The organism is Actinomycetota bacterium, assembly GCA_035697485.1.
Lineage (GTDB): Bacteria > Actinomycetota > UBA4738 > UBA4738 > HRBIN12 > JAOUEA01.
On record DASSCU010000011.1, the window covers coordinates 99,963 to 115,798 of the forward strand.

The window sequence follows — 15,836 nt, forward strand, 5'->3', positions numbered from 1 at the left end:
GCTGCACATCACGTTCAACCTGTATGAGCGGATCGTCGAGCTCTGCGGGTGGCCACGCGGCTAGCCACCCCGCTTGACCCATTCCTCCGGCACGGCGAAGGATGGGACCGCAAAGCCATCGGTCATCCCCCAGGAGGTGGCGAGTGGACCGTTCGCTCATCCTGTCAGTGGCGAGAGTCGGCCCCTCACGGGACCCGCCAGCCCCGACGCTCCGACTTGATCGTGAAGGCACGCAACAAGACGGAGGCTGCTGATGCATCGGAAAGTTCTCGCAATCCTCTCGACGGCGATCGTCTTTATCGCCTCGATGGCGATGGGCTCGTTCGCTGGCGGAGCGCCAACACCAAGGGACCACGCGCCCAACCTCGTCCGCCTCCTCGGACGGGAGACGTTCGAAGCCAATGCCCTGGTCACCTCCACATTCCGGTTCTCGCCCGAGCGCGAGTTCCTGCACACCGGCGAACGCGTCCGGTGGATCGATCAGGACCAGGTGCCGGACCCCCACACGATGACCGTCGTGCGGAAGTCGCAGTTGCCGACCTCCTTCGCAGAAGCGTTCGCGTGCGAGCCGTGCAACGACGCCCTGGACGCGCATTTCGGCACGACGCCGCCAACCACGAGGGTCGATGTCGGAGCGGCAGGGTTCGGCCAACCCGGCGACTCACTGTTGATCCTCGACGGGGCAAGCATCGGAGCAACGGTCAGCGCTCCTGCTGGCACGAGCGTGTTCTACCTGTGCGCTCTCCATCCCTGGATGCAGGGGTCGCTCAGGGTCGGCTAGAACACCGGGCGGAACTGATTCGGCAGGCGTGCCCGAGGGCGGAACAGGATGAGGGGCACGCCTGCCGTTCCTCCCCAGAAGGTTCGACCTATACGAGCAGATCGCGCACCTATGCGAGGGCGCGCCGCTAGTAGGCGGGTCGCGTGTCAGACTTGGGCGGTGAGTCGTCTGGTCACCGTCCGTCCGGCTCGTCGCTGGGGCTGGTGGATCGAAGGGCGAAAGAGTTCCGGCGGTTTGTTCATGAAGACGTGGTGGCCGACTGAGGGGATGGCAAGGGCCATAGGCCGATGGATCGGAGACGACGATGCCTCCCCTTGAAGGCATCCCGCCGACTCTCCGCGACGACCTCTTGACGTACCTGTTCTGCACGTCGCCCGACCGAGCCCGCATCATCGCCGAGCGACTGACGAGGGACCCGGGCATGGGCGAGCTGGTGGCAGACCTCGAAGCCGATGACGACGTGCGAGCCAGGTTTGAGATCGAGTTGCTCAACAGGGCTAACCTCGGAAAGCGCTGAGCCTGGTCAACGCCCCAGATGGGGCATAGGGTCTGAACAGCTCCATTCCCCGAGTGCCCGCAGTGAGGGGTAGTCATGAAACGGTCACTTGGAGCGGTTGTCGTCGCGACCGTTGTCGGACTGGTCACGGTCAACGCGTCGATGGCGCTCGCCACAACGTCAGGGAACAACGGGCGGATCGTGTTCTCTGCAGATGATGGGTCGGGCTTCGAGCTGTTCAGCATCAGGGCTGACGGCACCGGACTCATCCAGCTCACGGATGTCGATGGGGATGCGGTGACTCCGGACTGGTCGCCCGACGGCCGCCGAATCGTGTTCGCGTTGGAAGACGAGACCACCTCACGCCTCTTCGTCATCAACCGGAAAGGCAGCAACATGCACGAGCTGACTTCCGGATTCCAAGGGCAGCCGGCGTTTACCCCCGATGGGCATCACGTCGTCTTCGAGGACTGCGAATGTCCCCAGCAAGGCATCTTCATCATGCGCGATGACGGCACGGAGCGTCGCCGTCTCACGACCCATGAGTTCGAGGGCAACCCGGATACGGATCCCAACGTGTCACCCGACGGTGGGACGGTCACGTTCGTTCGACACAAGGAGACAGGAGTGCTGCAGGCGCTGTTCGCCATCGACAGAGATGGTGGCAACGTCCGGAAGCTCGTCCCCTATCGGTTCGAGATCGCCATCAAGCATGACTGGGCCCCAGACGGCCGGCGCATCGCGGTGACCGTCAACGCCGACTACCCCGGAGGTCGTTCTCCCAACGTGGCGACGGTGGCCGCAGACGGTTCCGGCATGCAGATGCTGACGACGCTCAACCGACCAGACATGGGGGCCTTCGCGGGGTCCTATTCCCCGAACGGGCGCTGGATTGTCTTCCGACAAGAGAATCTGGCGACCGAGCGGTTCCGGCTCTTCAAGTTGCGCCCGGACGGGAGCCACCGTGTTCTGATTGCGGAGCTGCCGTTCGCCCCGCGTCACATCGACTGGGGCCCCTCTCCCACGTAGAGATCGGCCGCACGAACGGGGCGAGACCCCCTCACCATCCTCCGACCTGTTCCCTTCGAAGCCGCAGAGCGAGTTGGCCCTTGGCGCTTCCTAGGATGGCGATCAACGCTCGTTCGTTCCTTTGATCGTGCAGGCCGGAGAGACGCGGATGCCGTCCACGGTCTCGATCAGATTCAGGGTCACACCGGCGCGAGCGAAGACGGCTGTCCAACAGCGTGAACGCGGTCGAGCCGGATGACACGCGGTTGGACAACCCCGCGGGTAAGTAGCCTCGGTGAAGTTCGCACTCGGACGTGCAGGATCAGTCGGAATCGGCTCGACCGAGCCACCGATCTGGTCTGACCACGAGCGTTACGGTGTCGGCGTACTCCTCGTCAGCGGCGGAGCCGGAATCGCGCCCGTATCTGAGGTCGAGCGCTTCGAGATCGGCCTGGTCGAGGCCGTCCTCTATCCGGACCGGTCCTTCCACGGTGACGTACCTGCGCTCCCCGTCGACGTCGGCGGTCACGCACAGGGTGGCGCGGCCGGTCCGCAGAGCGTTGCGAACCTTCACGGAACCCTTCTCGGCGATGAACCGGATCTCGCCATCGATGAACACGAAGTGGATCGGAACCGAGTGCACGGACCCGTCAGCCGCAACGGTCGAGAAGACCGCGGGGAGCGGGAGATCGAGCAGTGCGACGCGCTCGGCGTCTGCCAAAGGGCGATCCAGTGGATCATCGGAGGGCGGCGCGGTCTCCGTCACACGACGAAGTGTATGTCCGCCAACGTTCAACCGATCGAGCGACACACGGCTACCCGCGCTGCGGGTTACACGCGACATCCCGACCGGATCAAAGCCCAGGGCAAGAACGACTTCGTCCACAGGGGCGGCGGCAGCGAGCGAATCATTGGGGGACCTGACAACGACACGCTCCTGGGTGGGAGCGGCGACGACGTGATCAGGGCGGGCGCAGGACGGGGGTGACGACAACGATACGGTCTACGGGGCGGCGGTACGACACGTGGTTACCTCGACACCCTCGACAACCAGCTCGGCTGCGAGGACGTCATCCTGCCTGTCTGATCACTTGTCAGGCATCCATAGCCGAGGCTTCGCGTCGAGCCACCGCTCCACATCCTTGCGTCGCCACAACCGGTGCCGTCCGATTACCTTCGCCGGGGGCAGTCCTCACGCTCGGCAACGATCTGGCTCACGCGCTGCTTGGTCACACCGAGGTTCGGTGCGATGTCGATGACGCGCATGTAGCCCTGCTCGACCAGGGCGCGGATCTCGGCTGACTCAGGCATGCACGGGGAGGTCTATCTCCGTCGTGAGCGAGTCGTGAACGGAACTGTCCCCTTGACGGGCATCACCTCGGCAGGTCACAGTGCCGAGGACTTGCCCGCCCGATCCGCCGGATGCCTTGTATCGGACCGTCCGTGAGAGGGGGAGCATCGTGCGACGACTACTCGGGCTGGGGCTCACCCTCGCGCTCATCTCGGTGGCGGGCATCGCTGCCGCCGCGACGCCCGAGGTCGTATTGAACGATCCGGCGGTCAACGAGCGGTTCCCCTCCGCTTCCGACGGTTACCTCGTCTGGAGCGCGAACAGCGAAGCGAGGCCCAACCGAACCCACAGCTACGTGATGGCCGATGGAGGCGACCCGGTCCGGGTCAACCCGGCTGGCACGCAGAGCTTCGAGGCAGCGATCGACGGCACGACGGTCGCGTACCAGCAAGTGACCTCCGACGGTGCAGATATCTGGTTCTACGACGTGCTGACCGAGGAGCGGACGCCGGCTCCGAGCGGTGTGAACACCCCGAATTGGGAGTCTCGACCGACGCTCTCAGGCAACTGGCTGTTGTTCACGCGGTTGATCTTCTCGTCGAAGGCCTCGGTCAGGGTCGTGCTGTTCAACCTGATGACCGACGTGCGGATCGTGCTCCGGGAGGTACCCAGCCGTCGCCACTACCTCGTGAGCGACCAGGTGAACGGCGACTGGGCCACGTTCGAGTCCTGCCGGTACATGCGGGGCAGGTTTTCCAACTGCCAGGTGTTCCGCTACCAGATCTCGACCGAGGAGCTCGTGAAGGTCCCGAACCCGGGCGTGCAACAGTACGGGGGAGCGGTCTCGGCCGACGGCACGGTCTATCTCGTGCGCACGCGGAACCGCGATCACTGGGTGTGTGGGAGCCACACGAAGCTGGTCCGCATGGATGGCGGCAACGGAACGGTGATCGCAACCCTTCCAGACGGCAGGGACTCACTGACGCCTTTCGCCCTCGACGAGACCGGCGGTTCGACGACGCTGTACCTCGACCGGTACAGGTGCAGAAGCAGCGCGAGCGGTATCTACCGCATCCCCGACGCCGACTCAGCGACTCTCTGAGCTGGCCTGCGGCCCGACCGCAGGGCCCACTCGAATGTGTGCTGGGTAGCCTGAGCCATGCTCTCGATCCTCGTGCAGCACCTCCCGCGGGACCGTGAGCGGATGGGCTTCGCGACGTGCAGATGGCAGGCCGTCTGGAACCGACCCTCGCCGTGCCCGCACTCATGAGTGCAGCGTGGAGGCCTGGTCGTGGAGCTTCCCTGAGCTGCATGAAAATCGGAGGCAACCGCCTCGCGCCCTCGGGGACCCCAAATGGCAGTTCGGCGAGGAGCACATCCCGCTGGTGATCGACGCGCTCGACGCCGCCCTGGCATCGCAGGGGCCGCTAGGCTCGGCCGCGGACTTGCGCCGGTCTCAGGCCAGCTGATCGCTCTACGCGCCAAAGTAGAAGCCGGCGAATGGTCATAGCCGGTCTTGTCGCTCTTTCTTCGCCTATATGTCCCTGGGTCACAAGTGTTCTCCCCCCTGTCCCTCATCTGACCGATGGTCGATATAGGCCAAAGGTCTACGACGTTGCTTAGGGAAGGGTCCTGCCCGCAGAAAGGGAGGACGGCATGAGGAAAAGGATTCAGGCAACGGCGGTAACGGCGTTCGTCCTGGTCGGGATGATGTCGAGCGCCGCCCTCGCAGTCAGCCCGCACTTCGTACGTGCGAGCGCCAGGCTGAGCGGGACGAACTTGGTCGTCTCGTTCAAGGAGGCGGGGCTCGGCAACAACCAGTTGATCGACTACGTCGCGTCGGCGGACGCCACGGCGACGTATGTGTGCGTCAACAACGGTGGCGGGAACCCGTCGGCTCAGAACAAGACGACCGTGACCGAGCCGGTCAGCGAGACTGGGACCTTCAGCTCTGGGAAGAACGGCACGATCTCCCAGAGCCTGACGATCTCGCCGCCGGGGGAGGGCAGCTTCTCCTGCCCGCCGGGCCAGTCGCTCGAGATCGCGCAGGTGACGTACACGAACGTGGCGATCACCGACACGACGAACAGCATCACCGAGCCGATCCCGGGGACGTTCGACACGGGGTGCCTGCTCCCCAACGTCAGGAACGCGTGCTGAACGGGTAAGTCGTAGGGGGGGAACGCGAAGGGACCCTGGAGACGGGGTCCCTTCGTCTTTTTCCAGATACCCCAAGTCCCTGGGCGACCGCGAGGATGCGCTGCACGATGAAGACCGCGTTCGCTTCGATGCGGACCGTGCTCGTGTTCGTCTTGCCCGCGTTCTCTTCGAAGGTGGCGATGCGCACCTGCGAGGTGTAGAGCGTGCCGAGCGCGTTCGGGTCGAGCACGTACGGCGTCGTCAACCCGCTGACCGCGACCCGCTACAGTCGGTCCAGCGGAATCTGCTTCCTGCTGACACGTAGTCACCGCTCGATGGCTGCGTCATCAACAGCAGGCCGATCAGGTCCTGCGGGGCTGGCCGCCTCTCAAATCCAAGCCTATCGTCGGCTGACGGTCCGGTAACGCGCGCTTCCTGTGCCCGCAACGCATCTGGCACCCCATCCCCCTCGGTACCTCCCAGAGGGGGGCATCCCAGAATCGCGGGTCGCCTACGCCGAATCACCGTAGGGCCCGCTCGGCTCCCCGAGCGCATCCAGCTCTTCTGCCCACTGCTCGACGAGCGAGGGGCCGACGCTTACCTCCTGGGACGAGTGAGGTCCGACGCCGACCCGGTCGAGGATGGCCATGGCCGCACGGATCTTGTCAGCGTCTCGCGCGTCGCTGGTCAGGATCTGGCCAAGCGTTGCTGCTGCCGGCTCGGCGAGTAGGGCAAGCTCCTGCCTTGTCTGCGTCACGCGATCTCGGAGATTCTGTTCACGCTTGGCTGCTCCCTTCGCGCCCATCTCTTTCGCGTTGTCGGATGTGATCCGTCCTTTGGGGTCCGCTTCATGCGGTGGGACCTGCGGACTCGTGGACATGAGCTGATCACCTCCATCGCGAAGGTTAGGGCCAGGGTCTGACGATGCTGGAGCGGGGCTGGGATGGAGGTGGCGGAGCGTCAGGGGGGAGCTTGAGCCTCGGGGCGACCGACCGTGGCGTCCCACGCGGCAATCGGGAGCGGGAGGCGGCGCAGCCCTGCTGTCACCGCGCCCATCCATTCCTCATCGAGGCTCGAAGGCGGGGCCTCAGGGCGACAGCGCCTGCCAGGACCGCGGGAACTCGCGGCGGTTCGGGGTGTGGGTCAAGGGCTGCACGTTGGAGCCATCGACCGCCATCGTGAACATGTCGCTCATCCCGTATCCATCATGGGCATAGATGTGGAGGAACGCGATCCGCGTGCCGTCGGGCGAGAAGACGGGGGCGTACTCGGTCCTTCGAGGGGTGTCGGTGAGGGCGGCGAGACCGGACCCGACGGCATCGACGATCCACAGGTCGGGATGACGTTCTTCGAAGCTGGTGGAGCCGACCACGATGCGGGCACCGTCGGGCGACCAACTCGGAGAGGAAAAGACGGCCGCCCGGTCGGCGTCGCGGCCAGAGATCACGACCACCCTGTCGGAGCCATCAGGGTCCATCGTGACGATCTTCGCGCCGGACCCGAACGCCTCGGCGGCGATCCGCTCGGTCGGTCCCCAGTCCGGCTGGCACTCTTGGCGGTTGCCAGAGATCCGGACGAGAGCCGTTCCGTCGACTCCGACGGTGAAGAGCGAGGTCCCCGAGCCTCGCCTGACTGCGCAGAAGACGATCGCATCGCCATCGGGCGAGATGCCGAGCGAATCGATGAACCGCGTGTCCGGGACGTCATCGGACCTGATGACGAGGGACCGTTCTCCCGTCGCAACATCAAGCATCACGACACGGTTCGGCTCCTTCCCGAGGACCATCGCGACTCGTGTGCCGTCGGATGACCATTCCACGTCGGGAAGGCCGACGCCTGGACGAGCGAGGACGCGCCCGGGAGCGCCGTTGGGTTCGATCGTCCGCAGCGTGGACGGCACGCGCTTCCCGCCGTGACGCGCATACGCGATCTCGCCGTTGGTTCCGGGATATGTCGCGCTCGCCGATCTCGCGGTGATGAGCACCGCGATCGCGATCGGCAGTGCCACTACTCGTCGCTTCGATCCGGTCATGCGCAAGCCGCCCTTCATCGGGGTTGCTCGGGCACGATAGCCCGAGCTTCTTTTCGAAGCGAGAAGCATGCAGCCCGAGGCTGGTCCGGCATGGTCGTCTCGCCCCGAGATCTTGAGATCGGCGACGGAATGGCCCCACCGGCGACTGACGGGTTGCCTCCGAGTATGCGGACGGAACCACGACGCAGGCGGTACCTTTGCCCAATTTCGGACCGCATAGGGCGTGGATGATCCATGCATGCTTAAGTGCCGCCGGTCCCAGGGTTGGAGGCGCAACTCCTTCCCGGAGCCCGGCGGCTGACTGAATGCTGGATGGGACCCACTGCCGGCAGCGGGTTGCCTCCGAGTCGTCTCGACCAGTCCCTAAGTCCGCCAACACGCGGTTCAACACCTAGTCTATGAGCTGGCGGTGTTAGGGCGAAAAGATCCGCTCGCCCTAAGCGCGACGACCTCTCCGAGGCGTCTAATCAGGCGTGAGCACGGACGAGGACGCGCGCTTCGAAGCGTTCTTCAAGGAACAGTTCCCGAGGGTGGCGAGAACCACCGCCTTCGTTACGGGCGACCTCCAAGAAGGGATGGACATCGCCCAGGAGGCCATGGCCCGTGTCTACCAACATTGGCGCAAGGTCTCGGCGATGGATCGTCCGGATGCGTGGGTGCACAGGGTCGCGACGAACCTCGCTCTGTCACGGCTCCGCCGCCGCCGTCCGGAGAAGCTCGTCACCGAGCCGCCGTCGCTGCAACCCGCCCCCTTGGATGACGAGCTGCTGGATGCGGTCCGTTCGCTCTCACCGGCCCAGCGCTCTGTCATCGCCCTTCGCTTCTATCTCGACTGGTCGGTCGAGGACGTAGCCGAGGCGCTAGGCAAGAAGCCCGGCACGGTGCGCGCCCTGACCCATCAAGGCATGGAGCGGCTTCGGTCGCTCCTGCTGGAGGAGACCCCATGAACGAGCACGACGAACTCGCTCGAGAGATCCGAGATCGAGCCGAGCGGCTCCCGATCGAGATCCCCTCGCCGACAAGCGCCATGGCCCGCGGGCGTCAGCGTCGACGAGTCTCTCGCGTCGCCACCGCGCTGGCAGCCATCGTCATCGCCGTCGGCGTCGCGGTGCCGCTCCGCGCCTTGATGCATCTCGGAGAGGACGCCCCTCCGGTGTCGCTCGGTCCCTCGCCGTCGGGGGAGAACGCTACTCCCGACCCGACCGGCACGATCGCCTTCATCGGCGGTGGCCAAGCCTTCGGCCCGATCACGTTGTTGGATGTCGCCTCAGGAATGACGGAGCCGCTCACGAAGCAGTCGTTCACCTCGGTGAGCCTCGCGTGGTCGCCGGATGGGTCACTCATCGCGATGACGAGGGGATTGTCGGAAGGGACCGGCGAACTGGTGCTCGTCTCGACGAGGACCGGCGAGCTGACTCAGACGATGCCTATCGACCCTCTCCTCAACCCGCAAGATGTGGATTGGTCTCCGGACGGCACCCTTCTCGCATTCACGGACACCTACGCCACGCTCCACACGATAGAGCCCGACGGTTCGCATCTTCGAAGCGTTGCAACCGACAGCCGAGGCCTCAACATCGCCTTCTCTCCGTCGGGAGACCACATCGCCTTCGTCGGCGACGAGGGGGATCTCTCGGTCCTGGACCTTGAGACCGGAGTGACGACGAACGTGTTCTCGGCCCCGGCGAAGCATCGGGTCTGGTTCGGGCCGACGTGGTCGCCGGACGGGTCCATGCTCGCGTTCTCGATGTTCGAGGAAGGGGGCAGTTCGATCAACATCGTCAACGCGGACGGGACGGGGTTCAGACAGGTCCTGGAACCCTCCCATGATGGTGTCAGCCCATCCTGGTCGCCGGACGGAAACTGGATCGCGTTCGAAGGCGGAGGGGAGCGCGGGGATCTTTTCGCGGTCACGACGGACGGCGCGACCGTTCGCCAGCTCACCGACACCGGCGTCGGAGAGTTCGGTCCAGATTGGGGAACGCCGCAACTCGTGAGCTCTTCGGTGACCGAAGTGGCTCCGACGTCGGCCGAGTATCTGCCGCTCGTTTTCGCCCAGTTCGGGGATGGATGGAAGGTCCGCAACTTCGGCAGCGTCGAAGAGGGAACCCCCACGAAGGCTTGGGCGGCGACCGTGGCGATCGACGCTCGCGATCTCGGCCCACGAAAGCCCGCGATCCCCGTCCATACGATCGAGAGCCTGCCTCCAGGTGAGGCCGTCATCGTGGCGCTGGCCACTCCCTGGCATTTCGATCCGAGCGAAGGCCCCTATCCATCGGGATCCCTCGACCCTCTCAACTTATCGGATGCAACGATCCGGGGCCCCGAGGCCGAGGAGCCGGAGGGCGACTACACGATCTATGACGTTCAGAACGGGTACACGGCGGTCCGAGTCTTCTTCGGAGACACACCGACCGGGGCAGAGCTTGAGGCGGCGCAGGCTGAACTCGCGACTCTCCAAGTACCCCCAACCTGCCCGATCGGATACGAGGCATCGGCGAGTCCCACCGAAGCGGAGCCTGGCGAAACCGTGACACTGACCGGACCGATGCCGTTCCAGTTCGAGGACGGGTCGTATGACGCGGAAGGCCGCACGATCGCTATCGCGTGGTGGAACGCGGACGAGAAGGATTGGCCATACTTGTCCTCGTTCTCAACTCGTTCGCCATCTCCGGTGGCGTCGGGACCGATCGTTCGGCTCGGTGAAGGCGGCGTGGGCCAATGCTCCTTCGCTATCACGTTCACGGTTCCGGACGTACCGCCCGGTGACTATCCGATCGTCGTGATTCAAGAGGGGCCACTCCGGAGCCCCGATAGTTCGGCCATCTTGGCCTCGCTATCGGTTCGAGTGGGGTGATGAGCGGGTCGCCCAACCCTCAGAGCAAGGCACCACCCTCTGTCCCATCCAGTGGGCGATCAAGTCCGCCAGATGCTGCGACGCCGAGACGCTCACGTTCGTGGGCTAGACGCCGTCGATCCGGAACCTCCGAGGGGGTGGTTCCAGAAACGCAGCTCGCTCACGCGGAATCACCACCCTGCTGGCTCCGCTGGTTCCGGCTCAGGACTCCTTCTCGGCCGCGCGCACCGTCGAGCAGCTCGATCTCAAACCTGGCTCGTAGTTCATCGTCGGCTTCAAGGTCGGCCAGTAGCTCGCCCCATCCCAGGGTGTCGCACCAGTAGCTCGGCGATGATGCGGGCGCGGGCGGGCGACGTGCAGAACAGGTACGTCAGGAGGTCGTCGCGTAGCGCTAGTGGAATCTCAGCCACCGGCTTCTCCGTGATCGGCTTCGCGACGCCACACTTCTCCATCATCGCCGCAACCTCGACGAAACGCGCGAAGCATAGGATCAAACCGATGGATTCGGACGAGCCCGACCGTTCGCCTGAAGCAGGACCGACAACGGACCAAGGGTCGGGAACGCCATCGCGGGAGTCTCGCTTGCTCTCGGCACCGTAATCACGATCCTCGCGGTCCTCGCATTGCGGCCGCTGTCCGACATCGGCATACTCCTTGGCCCCGTCGCCGCCCTCTTTGGCTTGGCTGGGTTCATGTTGGCTCGGGCCGGAACGCGTGCGAAGGGCATGGCGGCCGCGGGGATGATTCTCGGGGGACCGGGTTCATGATTGCCGTGATCAGAATCCTGAGTTCCGTCCCACGATGACCCGTAAGGTCATGGGTGCTAGACCCCGGTTCCGGGTGGGGCGAGCGGAGCATCCGGGGCGGTTGAGTAAGACCACCCCTCGTCGGCCAACCGCACAACTCCACGATCCGCTCGTACAGGTCGAAGGTGATGTGCAGCTCGCTGGCTTCGAAGCTCGATACGCCGGAATGTCGGTCGAGTGTCATTCCTACCAATCCTCAGAACCAGGGCGACAGGCCCACACCGACACGAGCCACCACTCGTCAGTCTTCGGCGTGCTCATGCTGATCTCCGCGAAGATCTGATTGTCGAGATAGATCCGGAGGCGTTCTGCGTCGAACCGGTCTAAGCCAAATCGGGCGGCGAACGCGGCCTCGAGTCGAGATAACTCAACGCCGTGCATACGGGCAGCTGAAGACAGCCATGCCTCAATCGCCGCCTCACGAGTCACGTATGCTCGCGCCCCTGGCTCCTCGGCGGGGAAGCTGTTCGCACGATCATCTCGTTCGCACGGCCAGGAAGCTCCGTCCGAGCACGATGAGAGGAAAACGGCCACGAGCGTCAAGGCTGCCGCTCGCCGGATCAGGCGGCTGAGGCCTCCGCATGCCCAGACCCGGTCGCGACCGGTGGGCTGTCGGGCCGAAGCTAAACGAAGGCTCACAATCTCAACCTGATCACGGCTGATCACGATTGCGGTTCGTGCGGTTCGAGATCGATGGTCTGCCAATGCTTCGGCCACGGTGCTGACGAGGGCCGCCAATCCCAAGACGATGACTCCGACCCCAAGCAGGGGACCAAGACAACTGGTCCGAGCAGGAACACCCAGCCCCCAGGGGTCGAGGAGGCATCGTTTACGCCGCGAATGACCGAAATGAGGATCATGAACACGCCGAAGGGTGCGACGATCCACCGCAGCACCACGACGATTCCCCGCAGCACCTTGACGATCCCCCGATGTACCACCTCGGAGAGAGGCCGAGGGCCCGTCGGCTCGATGCTCGGCAAGTCTCGCCCTGGCGGCATCCGTTCCATGGGGCCGAGTATCGGGATTGATATCCGGCTCGGGAAGAGGTGCGAGGCAACCACCACCTATGCGCCACAAGTCCACACCACCTAGTCAGAGGGGGTGCCTGGTCTCAAGCGCGTGCGTAACCTCCAAGAGTGCCTGAGTCAGCTGAAGTCCTCGCCCTGGTCGAGCAGGGCTATGTGCGAGTTACCGACATGCCCGCAATGTTCGGCGTTTCTCGGCAGGCTGCTCGCACCTCACCCGCCGCGAGGACTTCCCACCCCCGGCGAAGGTGGTCGGCACCAGACGGCTGTGGCGGCGAGAAGACGTGTGGAGTCACGTCGGGGGATTCGAGGAGGGGGAGTTCATCCCCCCCTGTTCCAGGCGTTTCGCCCCGCCATCGATGCTTTGCCAGATGACGTCCGCCAGACGGATGTGAACGATGGCTTCCTCCTTGGCAGGGAGGGACGACTGGCCGTCTTCTACGCGCCGTTCGACTGGATCAACGTCGATGCCCGCATCGTCATCCTCGGTCTCACGCCTGGCTGCAAGCAGACCAAGATCGCGTTCGAGACGGTCCACGCTGCTCTGCGCCGTGGCCAGTCCGACGAAGATGCGATCAGGGCAGCGAAGGACATAGACGGCTCGACCATCGCCGCGCTCGCGGGGCTGCGTGATCGGCAGTCCGCCGAGCCTGTCGCCGACGTGGGCGGGCTGGTGTTTGAGCATCCGACTTCGGAGGGGTTCCTGCCGTGGCGTCCGGACTCGACGACTCACGCCCTTCCAGCGACTCTCGAAGGCGGCGAAGGTCCCGGTGGCTCCGTTCCACTACCTGCGCCACGACTGCGCGTCGTGGCTCCTGGAGGCGGGGCTCGACGTGGTGTCGGTCTGCGAACGACTCGACACTCGTCGCCGGACGTGACGTTGCGAATCTACTCCCACGCGCTTCCGGGTCGGCAGCGTGAGTTGGCTCGCGCCATCGGTGCTGCACTTTCGTAGGGTTGTTCTTACATGATTCTGACATGCGCCCAACTGTGAGGATCGCGGGCTCCGCGTTCTTGCAGGTAGATGCGCGTGGGGGCGGTAGCTCAGTCGGTTAGAGCAGGGGACTCATAATCCCTCGGTCGCAGGTTCGAGTCCTGCCCGCCCCACCTGCAATCCATACCCGAGGCTTCGCATCGAGCCACCGCTCCACATCCTTGCGTCGCCACAACCGATGCCGGCCGGCTGCCTTCGCCGGCTTTGGATGTCGTCGCGCTCGGCGACGATCTGGCTCACGTGCTGCTTGGTCACTCCGAGGATCGCGGCGATGTCGATGACGCGCAGGTAGCCCTGCTCGCCCAGGGCAGAACCTCGGATGACTCCGGCACGCTTGTTCGTTCTACGGCGCGGCGAGCTCCACGAGGTCCCCGCGCCGATCGATTTCGAGGAACGTCACACCTTCAGGAAGGGACGTGCCGGTGATCCGTGCGGGGTTCGATCTGCGTCGATCGGCCGCCCAGTCAAGAACCCCCGTCGTGCAGAGCTGCGCCTGATCGTCCTCGGTCAAGCTCGCATAGTTCAACTCGAACGTTCCCTCGGCGGAACCGAATCGCACGGTCCCGGCGAGGTGGAAGGAGTAGGAGGGCGGCTGTCCCGGTTGCGGGCGCAAGTCGTACTGGAACTCGCCGCCTTCGCCAAGGCGGAGCCGCTCTGCCCAGAAGCCGATGCCGATGCCAGGCAACCAACCGGTCGATCCGTCCTCACAAGTCACGGTGAAGGAGATGAGGAACTCGCCGAGGAAGCGTCGCCCGCTGTCACGTTTCAAGACGTCCAGACGAACCCTCTCAGCCTCGGAGGTTTCACCGCGGTAAGTGATGATCTGGCCCGCCGACGCTGAACCGACGAGCGTGACGACAAGCGTCGCGGTCAAAGTGAGCACGAGAGCGCATCGGGCGGGGGTCTTCATGTGTGAGTCCTCCGTTCCACGGGTGAGCAACCAACGCGCGAGCGGATGTCCTCGCGAGCATCGTTCGTGGTCGGTGATCGCTCCTACGTGGCCTGCCAGCTCAGGATAGTGCCGGTTACCTTCATGTCGGTCACACGAACGACATCCGTTCCGGCCGTCGACATGATGAAGATGTCGCTGCGCGCAGTCCCATCGACGAACGCGATCTTCGTGCCATCCGGCGAGAACACCGGCGTGAAATCCCATCGATTGGGAGTGTCCGTGAGCCGAACCCGGCGGGTGCCATCGCTGTTGACCACGAACACGTCGGTGGCCGTCCGCCCAACGCCGCGCACGAAGGTGATCTGGGAGCCGTCAGGCGACCAGTCTGGGTCGCTGCCCCCACGGACCAGCATCGTCCTGTTCGAACCGTCGGGGTTCATCGTCGCCAGCCCTCGCCGGGTCGTGAAGGCGATCTGGTTGCCATCCGGTGACCACGATGGCCAAGAGTCCTGATGACGACCGCGGCTGATCCTGGCTAAACCGGAGCCGTCGGCGTTGACCAGGTAGATCTTGAAATCCCACCTCCTGTCGTTGGAGGAGGTGAACCTGGCAGCGGTGCTGAATGCGATTCGCGTTCCGTCGGGCGACCACGCCGGGCGGCCGAAGAAGTAGTAGCGGTGTTTGGAGATCCGGCCTTGGATGAGGGTCCTCTCCGTCCCGTCGGCGTTCATGATGAACAATGAGGAAGGCTTGTTGCCACGCAGGAAGGCGATCTTGGATCCGTCGGGCGACCAGGCGGGGTTCCTGCTCCGTTTGTCGCCGAACGTCAGCTGCGCGTGACCTGACCCATCGGGATCGATCACGTGGATCTGCTTATGGTCGGAGTAGGCGATCTTGCCGTTGCCGCCCGGGAAGGTCGCCGACGCCGATTGCAGCGAGAGCAAGAGGAGCGCGAGGCACAACAGTCCCGTGCACGTACGACGCATGAGGCTACTGCTCCTCTCGCGGACACGGGTAGGATCGGTCCGACGACGGTATCACGGAACATCAACCCTTACAGGCCCTAGGTCTCACACGATGGACGCTGGCCGAAACGATCCTGTTCACACTGGTTCGAGCTCGATGGAAAGGTCAACGCCGATGTGTGCGCGCTGCCGAGCTCGTCAAGCAACTCGATCCATGCGGCCATCACCGGATCCGGGCGGAGGCGTTCACGTTCCTCGGCGCGGGCTCAATCGGCGGTAGATCGGCGGCTCCCTGTCGTGGGGGGAGTCCTGGACATTCGCGCACTCGGCACCGCAGCGTGATCGCCGTTGGGCCGGTGAGTCATTCGGGGCGTTCTCAGTCTGGGCGCTGCGGTGTTGCGTCGTCGTCTTCGGTTCGAGACCGTCGGGACGCGACGATGAGCAGCACCGCGCCGAGCAGCCAAAGCACAACCGCCACGAACAGGGCCGGGGAATAGCCGGCGACGCCGAAGACCCATGCCGCGGCGCCCAACACGGCGGACAATCC

The 15,836-nt window shown here is 64.8% G+C and carries 15 protein-coding genes and 1 tRNA gene; 8 read left to right on the plus strand and 8 right to left on the minus strand.

Features of this window, described 5'->3' with window-relative positions; genetic code table 11:
- Positions 1–253 precede the first annotated feature (253 nt).
- The 3 genes from VFI59_02775 (at position 254) to VFI59_02785 (ending at position 2,306) form a co-directional block, all read left to right on the plus strand.
- On the plus strand, positions 254–781 hold the full coding sequence (locus tag VFI59_02775) for a hypothetical protein (GenBank protein HET6712617.1): 528 nt from the start codon (positions 254–256) through the stop codon (positions 779–781).
- A 304-nt stretch (positions 782–1,085) separates the two neighbouring features.
- On the plus strand, positions 1,086–1,298 hold the full coding sequence (locus VFI59_02780; protein ID HET6712618.1) for a hypothetical protein: 213 nt from the start codon (positions 1,086–1,088) through the stop codon (positions 1,296–1,298).
- Between the two features lie 75 nt (positions 1,299–1,373).
- Positions 1,374–2,306: a hypothetical protein gene (locus tag VFI59_02785; GenBank protein HET6712619.1), complete on the plus strand. Its 933-nt coding sequence runs from the start codon at positions 1,374–1,376 to the stop codon at positions 2,304–2,306.
- Between the two features lie 301 nt (positions 2,307–2,607).
- Here VFI59_02785 and VFI59_02790 read toward each other — a convergent pair whose 3' ends face one another.
- Both VFI59_02790 and VFI59_02795 read right to left on the minus strand, forming a co-directional pair.
- The gene (locus VFI59_02790) at positions 2,608–3,051 is read right to left on the minus strand and encodes a pyridoxamine 5'-phosphate oxidase family protein (protein ID HET6712620.1); all 444 of its coding nucleotides are present in this window, start codon (positions 3,049–3,051) and stop codon (positions 2,608–2,610) included.
- Between the two features lie 404 nt (positions 3,052–3,455).
- Positions 3,456–3,596 carry a hypothetical protein gene (locus tag VFI59_02795; GenBank protein ID HET6712621.1) on the minus strand — a complete coding sequence of 47 codons (141 nt, stop codon included), beginning with the start codon at positions 3,594–3,596 and terminating at the stop codon, positions 3,456–3,458.
- A 149-nt stretch (positions 3,597–3,745) separates the two neighbouring features.
- On the opposite strand from VFI59_02795, the gene VFI59_02800 reads away from it, so the two are divergent.
- Positions 3,746–4,678, plus strand: coding sequence for a hypothetical protein (locus VFI59_02800; GenBank protein ID HET6712622.1), 933 nt, complete (start codon positions 3,746–3,748; stop codon positions 4,676–4,678).
- Between the two features lie 554 nt (positions 4,679–5,232).
- A complete protein-coding gene (locus VFI59_02805; protein HET6712623.1) occupies positions 5,233–5,736 on the plus strand; it encodes a hypothetical protein in 504 nt (167 codons plus the stop codon).
- 490 nt (positions 5,737–6,226) lie between these two features.
- Here the strand turns inward: VFI59_02805 and VFI59_02810 are convergent, their stop codons facing one another.
- Together VFI59_02810 and VFI59_02815 are read right to left on the minus strand one after the other, a co-directional pair.
- Positions 6,227–6,595 (minus strand): hypothetical protein, encoded by a 369-nt coding sequence (locus VFI59_02810; protein ID HET6712624.1) that lies wholly within the window; start codon positions 6,593–6,595, stop codon positions 6,227–6,229.
- A 207-nt stretch (positions 6,596–6,802) separates the two neighbouring features.
- Positions 6,803–7,747 carry a hypothetical protein gene (locus VFI59_02815; protein HET6712625.1) on the minus strand — a complete coding sequence of 315 codons (945 nt, stop codon included), beginning with the start codon at positions 7,745–7,747 and terminating at the stop codon, positions 6,803–6,805.
- A 473-nt stretch (positions 7,748–8,220) separates the two neighbouring features.
- On the opposite strand from VFI59_02815, the gene VFI59_02820 reads away from it, so the two are divergent.
- Entirely contained in the window at positions 8,221–8,694 is a 474-nt protein-coding gene (locus tag VFI59_02820) for a sigma-70 family RNA polymerase sigma factor (GenBank protein ID HET6712626.1), read from the plus strand.
- Complete coding sequence (locus VFI59_02825) at positions 8,691–10,604, plus strand: hypothetical protein (GenBank protein ID HET6712627.1); 1,914 nt, start codon at positions 8,691–8,693, stop codon at positions 10,602–10,604. The genes VFI59_02820 and VFI59_02825 overlap by 4 nt, the downstream gene beginning before the upstream one ends.
- 2,126 nt (positions 10,605–12,730) lie before the next feature.
- Here VFI59_02825 and VFI59_02830 read toward each other — a convergent pair.
- Complete coding sequence (locus tag VFI59_02830; GenBank protein HET6712628.1) at positions 12,731–13,123, minus strand: hypothetical protein; 393 nt, start codon at positions 13,121–13,123, stop codon at positions 12,731–12,733.
- Positions 13,124–13,471: 348 nt separating this feature from the next.
- On the opposite strand from VFI59_02830, the gene VFI59_02835 reads away from it, so the two are divergent.
- Positions 13,472–13,545, plus strand: a tRNA-Ile gene (locus VFI59_02835).
- A gap of 230 nt (positions 13,546–13,775) precedes the next feature.
- Here the strand turns inward: VFI59_02835 and VFI59_02840 are convergent.
- The 3 genes from VFI59_02840 to VFI59_02850 all read right to left on the minus strand — a co-directional run bounded on the left by VFI59_02840 (position 13,776) and on the right by VFI59_02850 (position 15,824).
- On the minus strand, positions 13,776–14,342 hold the full coding sequence (locus VFI59_02840) for a hypothetical protein (protein HET6712629.1): 567 nt from the start codon (positions 14,340–14,342) through the stop codon (positions 13,776–13,778).
- 83 nt (positions 14,343–14,425) lie between these two features.
- Positions 14,426–15,286 (minus strand): hypothetical protein, encoded by an 861-nt coding sequence (locus VFI59_02845; protein HET6712630.1) that lies wholly within the window; start codon positions 15,284–15,286, stop codon positions 14,426–14,428.
- Between the two features lie 379 nt (positions 15,287–15,665).
- Positions 15,666–15,824: a hypothetical protein gene (locus VFI59_02850; protein HET6712631.1), complete on the minus strand. Its 159-nt coding sequence runs from the start codon at positions 15,822–15,824 to the stop codon at positions 15,666–15,668.
- Positions 15,825–15,836 lie beyond the last annotated feature (12 nt).

What these genes read in the sequence shown, in the direction of transcription:
- VFI59_02775 (HET6712617.1), top strand. Translation starts at nt 254, where the DNA reads ATGCATCGGAAAGTTCTCGCAATCCTCTCGACGGCGATCGTCTTTATC.
- VFI59_02780 (HET6712618.1), top strand. Translation starts at nt 1,086, where the DNA reads ATGCCTCCCCTTGAAGGCATCCCGCCGACTCTCCGCGACGACCTCTTG.
- VFI59_02785 (HET6712619.1), top strand. Translation starts at nt 1,374, where the DNA reads ATGAAACGGTCACTTGGAGCGGTTGTCGTCGCGACCGTTGTCGGACTG.
- VFI59_02795 (HET6712621.1), bottom strand. Translation starts at nt 3,596, where the DNA reads ATGCCTGAGTCAGCCGAGATCCGCGCCCTGGTCGAGCAGGGCTACATG.
- VFI59_02805 (HET6712623.1), top strand. Translation starts at nt 5,233, where the DNA reads ATGAGGAAAAGGATTCAGGCAACGGCGGTAACGGCGTTCGTCCTGGTC.
- VFI59_02810 (HET6712624.1), bottom strand. Translation starts at nt 6,595, where the DNA reads ATGTCCACGAGTCCGCAGGTCCCACCGCATGAAGCGGACCCCAAAGGA.
- VFI59_02815 (HET6712625.1), bottom strand. Translation starts at nt 7,747, where the DNA reads ATGACCGGATCGAAGCGACGAGTAGTGGCACTGCCGATCGCGATCGCG.
- VFI59_02825 (HET6712627.1), top strand. Translation starts at nt 8,691, where the DNA reads ATGAACGAGCACGACGAACTCGCTCGAGAGATCCGAGATCGAGCCGAG.
- VFI59_02830 (HET6712628.1), bottom strand. Translation starts at nt 13,123, where the DNA reads ATGCTCAAACACCAGCCCGCCCACGTCGGCGACAGGCTCGGCGGACTG.
- VFI59_02840 (HET6712629.1), bottom strand. Translation starts at nt 14,342, where the DNA reads ATGAAGACCCCCGCCCGATGCGCTCTCGTGCTCACTTTGACCGCGACG.